This is a genomic window from Mycobacterium sp. (assembly GCF_049683355.1).
Taxonomy (GTDB): domain Bacteria; phylum Actinomycetota; class Actinomycetes; order Mycobacteriales; family Mycobacteriaceae; genus Mycobacterium.
In genome coordinates, this window is sequence record NZ_JBAUJB010000451.1 from 1 (window position 1) to 8,348 (window position 8,348).

Here is an 8,348-nt window from a genome sequence, read left to right on the forward strand (position 1 = left end):
CACCGTGGGTGCGCTGGTCGCCGGCGCAGGCGGGTTCGCGCTGGGCAGGCGGATCGACGTCGCGGCGTCCCGGCGCGCCGTCGGTGAACTGATCCCGACCACGCCCGCCCCGCCGATTCCGGACAGCGCCGCGTTCCCGCAACTGGGCACCCCGACGTTCCTCACCCCCAGCCCGGACTTCTACCGCATCGACATCAACCTCTCGGTGCCCCAACTTCGGGCGGAGGACGCCGTGCTGCGCATCACCGGCATGGTGGACGAGCCGCTCGAGTTCACCTTCGACGACCTCAGGTCCATGCCGTTGGCGGAGCACACGATCACGATGACCTGTGTGTCGAACGAGGTCGGAGGGCCGTATGTGTCGACGTCGAACTTCATCGGTGTCCCCCTGCTGGACCTGCTGGACCGCGCCGGGATCCAGGACGGCGCCGAACAGGTCGTGGGCCATTCGGTCGACGGGTTCACCCTGGGCACCCCGCTGGGCCTGCTGCGCGAGGCCGGCAAGGAAGCCCTGGTGGCGATCGGGATGAACCGGCAAGCACTGCTGCCCGAACACGGCTTCCCGATCCGCACGGTGGTCCCCGGACTGTACGGCTACGTCTCGGCCACCAAATGGCTGACCGAACTGGAGCTGACCACCTACGACGTGAAGCCGTACTGGGTGCGGCGGGGTTGGGACGGTCAGCCGCCGGGTGTGGTGCCGATCAAGATCTCGTCGCGCATCGACGCGCCGTCGTCGTTCCAGCGGGTGCCCGGGGGCGACGTCACCGTCGCCGGTACCGCCTGGGCTCAGGGCCGCGGCATCAGCAAGGTCGAAGTGCGCTTCGATGACCAGCCGTGGCAGCCCGCCGAACTGGCGACCGAGGTCAACCGCAACACCTGGCGGATGTTCCGGTTGACCAGGCCGTTGCCGCCAGGACAGCACACCGTGACGTGCCGTGCGTACGACGGCCAGGGCACCATGCAGGTCGAGGACCGGCTACGTCTGATCAACCCCGGACCCGTCCCCGACGGGTCGACAGGCTGGCATTCGATGATCTTCACCGTCGAGTAGATGTCGTTCCCGGCACTTCGGCGCGCCGCCCGATGTTTGCTCGTAGGCTCGGGGGGAACGTTCCCCGGTGGAGGTAACCATGCCGCAGCAGCACCGATCTGACATCGAGGTCGACCCGGGCCCGGTGCAGATTCAGTCCCGCCGGGTGCACTTCGATGTCTCCGACACCCCCCTGCACTGGATTCCCGGTCATCCCGTCGCCTCCAATGTGATCAGCTTCCTGAACCTGATCCTGCCCGCAGCCGAGCGCTGGTTCGTCGCCACCTACGACGAAGCACTGCCGTTGGTGAAGGATCCGAAACTCGCCGAGGACATGCGTGGCTTCATCGGCCAGGAAGGCACCCACGCAGAGGTGCACAACAAGCTGCTGCACGACTTCATGGAGGCGCGGGGCATCGACCCCACACCGATGCTCGATCAGGTCGAGTACGTCTTCACCAAGGTGCTCGCACCGTCGACGTCCGAGGATCCGAAGCGACGGCTGAACCACCTGTGCGACAGGCTGTGGTTCATCGCAGCCATCGAGCACTACACGGCGGTGATGGGCGACTTCGCGCTGAACTGCACCTGGGACGAGCACGGAGCCGACCCGACGATGGCCGACGTGTTCCGCTGGCATGGCAGCGAGGAGGTCGAACACCGCAACGTCGCCCACGACGTCGCCGTCTACTTCCACAACAGCTACGTCGACCGCATCGGTGCGATGGTGATGGCGATGATCGGCATCTTCACCTTCTTCCAGCGTGGCACGTCGTTCCTGATGAAGACCGACCCGAACGTGAACATGGGGTGGTGGCGCATGCAGCGCGAACGCGCCCGCGACTCCAAGCTCGGACTGCTGCCCAAATACCGAAAGCTGTTCGGCAGCAATACGTTGACCTATTTCCGTCCCGGGTTCACCCCCGAACAGATGGGATCGACCGCCCAGGCGGTCTCGTACCTGGCCCGGTCCCCCGCTGCCCGCGCAGCGCATCTGTGACGTTGCTGCGCAACCGGTTTCGGGACGTCCCGCCGAGCGTGTCGGGACGTTCCCGACACGACCCGTTCATCGGGCTGATCGACGGGGCCGTGACCGGGGTGTGGCGCCTCACCGGACGCATCCGCGACATGGCAGAACCGCAGACGCTCGACCGGGCCATCACCCTCGAGGTGGCCGACCGGAAAGTGGTCGCGCACAACGACGAGGTGATCGCACTCCGGCTGGTCGCGCCCGACGGTCGCCGGCTGCCCGGCTGGCATCCCGGCGCCCACATCGACGTCCGCCTGCCCAGTGGGGTACTGCGGCAGTACTCCCTGTGTGGCGATCCCGCCGACACCGACTCCTACCGGATCGCGGTGCGCCGCATTCCCGACGGCGGCGGCGGATCGATGGAGGTGCACGACCACCTGCCCGTCGGCTCGCGGGTCACCACCAGCGGTCCGCGCAACGCGTTTCCCCTCACGGTGCCCGGGCGTGGAGTGCCCACCCGTCGGCTGCGTTTCATCGCCGGCGGAATCGGGATCACCCCGATCCTGCCGACGCTGAACCGTGCGCGCGACCTCGGCGTGGACTGGTCGATGGTGTACACCGGCCGCAACCGAGACAGCCTGCCGTTTCTCGACGAGGTGGCAACGTTCGGCGGGCGTGTCCAGATCCGCACCGACGACATCCACGGGCTGCCGTCCCCGGATGAGCTTCTCGGCGAATGTCCGGGTGGCACAGCGGTATATGCGTGTGGACCCGCGCCACTGCTCACCGCGCTGCGGTCCCGGCTGGCCGACCGCGACGACGTCGCACTGCACTTCGAGAGGTTCGTCGCACCGCCGGTGGTCGACGGCCACGAATTCACGGTGTCGATCATGTCCTCCGGGGTCTCGGTACCGGTCGCGGCCGACGAGACCATGCTGACCGCACTCAACCGCGCTGGCGTCCGCGCGCCGTATTCGTGCTAGCAGGGCTTCTGCGGCACCTGCCGCACCCGCGTGCTCAGCGGCGCCGTCGATCACCGCGACACGCTGCTGACCGAATCCGAGCGCGCCGAAGGCCTGATGCTGACCTGCGTGTCGCGTGCGGTCCCCGACGGCAACCTGACGCTGGACCTCTGAGCGCCGCCGCCGTCCCTACGTCCAGGCGTGCTCGCGCCACCGCCACGCGTTGTCGCGCAGGAACTCTCGCATCGTGCGCGGCGGGCGGCCCAGCAGCCGAGCGACGTCGTCGGTGATCGGCTGGTTCTGCCCCAGCCGGGTCAGGGTGTAGACCGCGGACATGAATCCCATCGTGTCCCAACCCACCCCGCGCCGACGCAGCCGCGCGGCGAACCGCACCAGCCCGGGACGCGAGTAGCGGACCGGGTGACCCAGCTCGTCGCTCAACGCGTCGGCGACCTCGTTCATGCTCAGCGCTGCGGACCCGGTCAAGTGGTGGATGCGGTTGCGGTGGGACGCCACGTCGGTCAGCGCCAGGGAAGCCACCTCGGCGGCGTCGCGGGCATCGATGAACGTGGTCCGGCCGGACCCGGCCGGGATGAACACTTCTGCGCGGTCGGCGATGTCGATGCCGTGGGTGGAGATCGCCCGGTGCAGGTTCTGCATGAAGAAGCTGCACCGCAGGATCGTGACGCTCATCGTGCCGGCTTGCAGCGCGGCCTCGACCTTGTGGTGGGGAATGAACCGCGCCCGGTCCGCGCCGAACACCGAGACGTACACGACGTGCCTGCACCCGGCCTCTTCGGCGGCTTCCACGAACGGGATCACCGCCTCGCGGGCTGCCCGGTTGCCCGGCAGCGGAAACAGCAGGAACAGCGCCAGCACACCGCGAAGCGTCGCCGGCCAGGTCGAGCGGTCGAAGAAGTCGAACGCACTGACCTGCGCGCCGTCGCCCAGTCGATCCCGCAGCCTCTCGGGATGGCGGCCCGCCACCCGCCAGGCCTGCGGATCGGTCTTCACACGCAACAGCTCGACCAGCTCGTGACCGACGTTGCCGGTCGGACCGGTGATGAGCATCAATCAGACGTGCTTACCACGGCTTGCCGCCGGCGTGTCGCTGCCTTGTCACACCCGGCGCTTACCATGCGTGCGTGACCAGGCTGCGGTGGAAGCTGTACGCCGTGCTGGGCGTGGCCGTCGGCCTCACCGCCCATCTGGTCGGCGCCGGCCTGACCGTCAGCGTGGCGCTCGCGGTGCTGGCCCCCCTCGTCGTCACCATGGCTCCACGCTTCTTCCTGGCCACGCTTGTCGGCGCTGTCACCCCGGGTGCGGCGGAGCGCGTCGTCGGGGAAGACATGTCGGGCACCGATTTCGAGGACTACGTCGCCCGGATCGCCCGGTCCTGCGGCGTTCCGGTGATCATGACCTCGCTCACCGGCGACTGGGGCGTCGACCTGATCATCGGACACCGGCCCCACCGGCTGGCGGTCCAGTGCAAGCGCCGCGCACGCCCGGTCGGGGCCGGCGCCGTCCAGGAGGTGGTCGCCGGAGCTCCCATGCAGGACTGCACAAGGACGATGGTCGTCACCAACAACGAGTTCACCCCCGCTGCACGCAAACTCGCCGAGCTGCACGGCTGCGAAATCGTCGGGGGCGCGGATCTGCCGAGGTTGCGCTCGACGATCCGCCGACTCACCCTGCCTGCCGAACCGACATCCCCGTGAGCACGTCGCGCACCGCGTCGACCGCGGCGTCGAGTTCGTCCTGCGAGACCGTCAGCGCGGGCCGGAAACGCACGCTGTCGGCACCAGAGCCCAGCATCACGACCCCGTTGTCCCACAGCCGCGCGATCAGCGCGTCGCGCTGTGCCGCAGACGGCATGCTGAACGCGCACATCAGGCCGCGACCACGCGCGTCGCGCACCAGAGCGGGGAACTCGACAGCCAACTCCTGCAGTCGCTCTCGCAGATAACGCCCGTTCTCGGCGGCCCGCTCGAACAACCCGTCGGACTCGATGACCTCCAGGATGCGGCGCGACCGGACCATGTCGACGAGGCTGCCGCCCCACGTCGAGTTGATCCGCGAGCTGACGGCGAACACGTTGTCGGGCACCTCGTCGACGCGCCCACCCGCCATGAGACCGCAGACCTGGGTCTTCTTGCCGAATGCCAGCACATCGGGCAGCACCCCCAACTGCTGGTAGGCCCAAGCGGTTCCGGTGATACCGCAGCCGGTCTGGACCTCGTCGAAGATCAGCAGCGCGTCGAACTCGTCGCACAGCTCGCGCATCGCGGCGAAGAACGCGCCCCGGATGTGCCGGTCGCCGCCTTCGCCCTGGATCGGCTCGGCGATGAAGCACGCGATGTCATGGGGCGCGGCTTCGAACGCCGCGCGCGCCTGACGGATCGACTCTGCTTCCAGCGCTTCGATGTTCGCGCCCGGTCGCTGATACGGCGTGTCGATGCGGGGCCAGTCGAACTTCGGGAAACGCGCCACCTTGTTGGGATCGGTGTTGGTCAGCGACATCGTGTAACCGCTGCGGCCGTGGAAGGCGCCGCGCAGGTGTAGCACCTTGGTTCCCAGCGCTGGATCCAGTCCGCGGGCCTCGTTGAACCGGCTCTTCCAGTCGAACGCGACCTTCAGCGCGTTCTCCACCGCCAGCGCCCCGCCGTCGACGAAGAACAGGTGTGGCAGCGCCGGGTCGCCGAGCACCCTGCCGAACGTGTCGACGAACCGCGCCATCGGGACGCTGTAGACGTCGGAGTTGCTCGGCTTGTTCAGCGCGGCCGCGGTGAGTTCGGCGCGGAAGGTGTCGCCGTCGGCCAGGCCGGGGTGGTTCATCCCCAGCGCCGAGGACGCGAAGAAGGTGAACATGTCGAGGTAGCCGCGCCCGCTGCGGGCATCGACCAGATACGAACCCTGCGAGCGCTCGATGTCGAGCACGAGGTCGAGGCCGTCGGCGAGGATGCTGCGCGACAGCACCTCACGCACGTCGGCCGGGGCGACTCGGGCACGGCTGGCGACCGGAAGAAGATCAATCATACCGCCATGCTAGAGGATATTTTGCGGTATTACTGCCCGGAGACTGATGTTGTCTCCGGTATGTGACGTCTTTCGCCATAAAATTTCTGTAAGATCACCGTGGTGCGCGTCTTCACGTCGGCTGCGGTGCGGATCCGCTGGAGCAGACCCTCCAGCGCCCGCGCAGACTCGACGTGGACCAGCAGGACATAACTTTCCTCCCCGGCCACCGAATAGCACGCCTCGATTTCGGGGATGTGTTCCAGCCGGGCGGGTGCATCATCGGGTTGTGACGGATCGAGAGGGGTGATCGCGACGAACGCGGACAGCATGCTGCCGACGGCCTCCGGGTTGATCCGGGCCGTGTACCCGGCGACGACGCCGCGGGACTCCAGCCGCCGCACCCTCGACTGCACCGCCGACACCGAAAGACCGGCGGCAGCAGCCAGATGGGCCAGCGTTGCGCGGCCGTCTGCCACCAGTTCACGAGCCAGCACCCGATCGATCTCGTCGAGCTGCACAGGTTCGTCGAGACCGCTCATGGCCGCACTGTATCGGAACCTCTACCCCTACAAGCTCGATGAGGCCTGTTCATGACCACCACAATGAAGTCCCCGCTGCCCACCTCAGACGCGCTGCGGTCCCGGGTGCGCGACGCGCTGGCCGCCGTCGGCTCCACGGTGACGCTGGGCGACCCCGGCGCCGGCGGGCTGACCGCCAGCTCGCCGATCAACGGCGACGTGCTGTTCACCCTGACAGCGTCGTCGGCCGAGCAGACCGACGCCGCGATCGCCGAAGCCGCACAGGCGTTCACGACGTGGCGGCTGACGCCGGCGCCGGTGCGTGGCGCGCTGGTGGCCCGGCTCGGCCAGCTGCTCGTCGAGCACAAGGCGGCGCTGGCCTCGCTGGTCACGATCGAGGCCGGCAAGATCACCTCCGAGGCGCTCGGCGAAGTGCAGGAGATGATCGACGTCTGCGAATTCGCGGTGGGCTTGTCACGGCAGCTGTACGGCAAGACCATTGCCTCCGAGCGGCCCGGGCACCGGCTGATGGAGACCTGGCACCCCCTCGGTGTCGTCGGCGTCATCACCGCGTTCAACTTCCCGGTTGCGGTCTGGGCATGGAACACCGCCATCGCGCTGGTGTGCGGAGACACCGTGGTGTGGAAGCCTTCCGAGCTGACGCCGCTGACCGCTTCGGCATGCCAGGCGCTACTGCAGCGTGCGTGCGCCGATGTCGGTGCGCCACCGGAGGTCAGCCGACTTGTCCTCGGTGAGCGGGAGATCGGCCAGCAGCTCGTCGACGACCCGCGGGTCGCGCTGGTGTCGGCGACCGGGTCGGTGCGGATGGGCCGCGAGGTCGGGCCGCGGGTGGCCGCGCGATTCGGCCGTGCGCTGCTCGAGCTCGGCGGCAACAACGCGGCGATCGTGACCCCGGCGGCAGACCTCGACCTGGCGGTGCGGGGCATCGTGTTCTCGGCGGCGGGCACTGCCGGGCAACGGTGCACCACGCTGCGCCGGCTGATCGTGCATTCGTCGGTGGCCGACGAGCTGGTATCGAGGATCGTCGCGGCCTACCGGCAGCTGCCGGTCGGCTACCCGTTCACCGAGGGCACGCTGGTCGGGCCGCTGATCCACGAGAGGTCCTACCGGGACATGGTCGGCGCGCTGCAGCAGGCCGAGGCCGAAGGTGGTGAGGTGATCGGCGGTGAGCGTGTTGACGTCGGGGACGAGGGCGCGTTCTACGTCACCCCGGCGGTGGTCCGGATGCCCGGCCAGAGTGCCGTCGTGCACACCGAGACGTTCGCGCCGATCCTCTACGTGCTGACCTACGAGACTCTGGACGAGGCTATCGCGATGAACAATGCGGTACCGCAGGGTCTTTCGTCGTCGATTTTCACGCTGGACATCCGTGAGGCGGAACGCTTCCTGGGCGCCGACGGTTCGGACTGCGGGATCGCCAACGTCAACATCGGCACCTCGGGTGCGGAGATCGGCGGCGCGTTCGGCGGTGAGAAGGAGACCGGCGGCGGGCGCGAGTCGGGTTCGGACTCGTGGAAGGCCTACATGCGGCGGGCGACGAACACCGTCAACTACTCGTCCGAGCTCCCTCTGGCCCAGGGCGTCACGTTCGGCTGACTCCCCTGCGAACCCGGCGCGCGCACGCACCTCAGCGGTCCGTTTGCGCGCCCGATTCGCCCGTCAGTCACACTCGGGGCATGGAACTGGACAGCAAGGTCGCCGTCGTCACCGGCGGCGGCTCGGGCATCGGGCAGGCGCTGGCATCGGCACTCGCGGCACACGGCACGCGCGTCGTCATCGGGGACGTCGACGAACACGGCGCGCGCGCAGCGGCCGCAGCGATCGGC

At 68.5% G+C, this 8,348-nt stretch carries 8 protein-coding genes and 1 pseudogene; 6 read left to right on the forward strand and 3 right to left on the reverse strand.

Annotated features, from left to right (window positions below; all coding sequences use genetic code 11):
- The 3 genes and pseudogenes from WA944_RS25670 to WA944_RS25680 all read left to right on the forward strand — a co-directional run.
- Positions 1-1,054, forward strand: a 1,054-nt coding sequence (locus WA944_RS25670; protein WP_526647470.1) for a molybdopterin-dependent oxidoreductase, incomplete at its 5' end; no start/stop codon positions are given.
- Between the two features lie 79 nt (positions 1,055-1,133).
- On the forward strand, positions 1,134-2,033 hold the full coding sequence (locus WA944_RS25675; protein ID WP_526374961.1) for a metal-dependent hydrolase: 900 nt from the start codon (positions 1,134-1,136) through the stop codon (positions 2,031-2,033).
- A 5-nt stretch (positions 2,034-2,038) separates the two neighbouring features.
- Positions 2,039-3,139: pseudogene (locus WA944_RS25680) on the forward strand (PDR/VanB family oxidoreductase).
- Between the two features lie 15 nt (positions 3,140-3,154).
- On the opposite strand, the gene WA944_RS25685 reads toward WA944_RS25680, so the two are convergent.
- Positions 3,155-4,036, reverse strand: a complete 882-nt coding sequence (locus tag WA944_RS25685) for an NmrA family NAD(P)-binding protein (RefSeq protein WP_526647471.1) — start codon at positions 4,034-4,036, stop codon at positions 3,155-3,157.
- Positions 4,037-4,110: 74 nt separating this feature from the next.
- Here WA944_RS25685 and WA944_RS25690 point away from each other — a divergent pair, with 74 nt between their 5' ends.
- Positions 4,111-4,683: a restriction endonuclease gene (locus WA944_RS25690; protein ID WP_526647472.1), complete on the forward strand. Its 573-nt coding sequence runs from the start codon at positions 4,111-4,113 to the stop codon at positions 4,681-4,683.
- On the opposite strand, the gene lat is transcribed toward WA944_RS25690, so the two are convergent.
- Together lat and WA944_RS25700 are read right to left on the reverse strand one after the other, a co-directional pair.
- Positions 4,652-6,001: an L-lysine 6-transaminase gene (gene lat / locus WA944_RS25695; RefSeq protein WP_526647473.1), complete on the reverse strand. Its 1,350-nt coding sequence runs from the start codon at positions 5,999-6,001 to the stop codon at positions 4,652-4,654. The two genes, WA944_RS25690 and lat, sit on opposite strands and share 32 nt — an antisense overlap.
- Before the next feature lie 29 nt (positions 6,002-6,030).
- A complete protein-coding gene (locus WA944_RS25700) occupies positions 6,031-6,522 on the reverse strand; it encodes an Lrp/AsnC family transcriptional regulator (RefSeq protein WP_526647474.1) in 492 nt (163 codons plus the stop codon).
- 51 nt (positions 6,523-6,573) lie between these two features.
- On the opposite strand from WA944_RS25700, the gene amaB reads away from it, so the two are divergent.
- Both amaB and WA944_RS25710 read left to right on the forward strand, forming a co-directional pair.
- Positions 6,574-8,118 (forward strand): L-piperidine-6-carboxylate dehydrogenase, encoded by a 1,545-nt coding sequence (amaB, locus tag WA944_RS25705; RefSeq protein ID WP_526647475.1) that lies wholly within the window; start codon positions 6,574-6,576, stop codon positions 8,116-8,118.
- Between the two features lie 80 nt (positions 8,119-8,198).
- Positions 8,199-8,348, forward strand: a 150-nt coding sequence (locus WA944_RS25710) for an SDR family NAD(P)-dependent oxidoreductase (RefSeq protein ID WP_526647476.1), incomplete at its 3' end; no start/stop codon positions are given.

Excerpts from the sequence above, each read along its gene's own strand:
- WA944_RS25675 (WP_526374961.1), top strand. The coding sequence starts at position 1,134 with ATGCCGCAGCAGCACCGATCTGACATCGAGGTCGACCCGGGCCCGGTG.
- amaB (WP_526647475.1), top strand. The coding sequence starts at position 6,574 with ATGACCACCACAATGAAGTCCCCGCTGCCCACCTCAGACGCGCTGCGG.
- WA944_RS25685 (WP_526647471.1), bottom strand. The coding sequence starts at position 4,036 with ATGCTCATCACCGGTCCGACCGGCAACGTCGGTCACGAGCTGGTCGAG.
- lat (WP_526647473.1), bottom strand. The coding sequence starts at position 6,001 with ATGATTGATCTTCTTCCGGTCGCCAGCCGTGCCCGAGTCGCCCCGGCC.
- WA944_RS25700 (WP_526647474.1), bottom strand. The coding sequence starts at position 6,522 with ATGAGCGGTCTCGACGAACCTGTGCAGCTCGACGAGATCGATCGGGTG.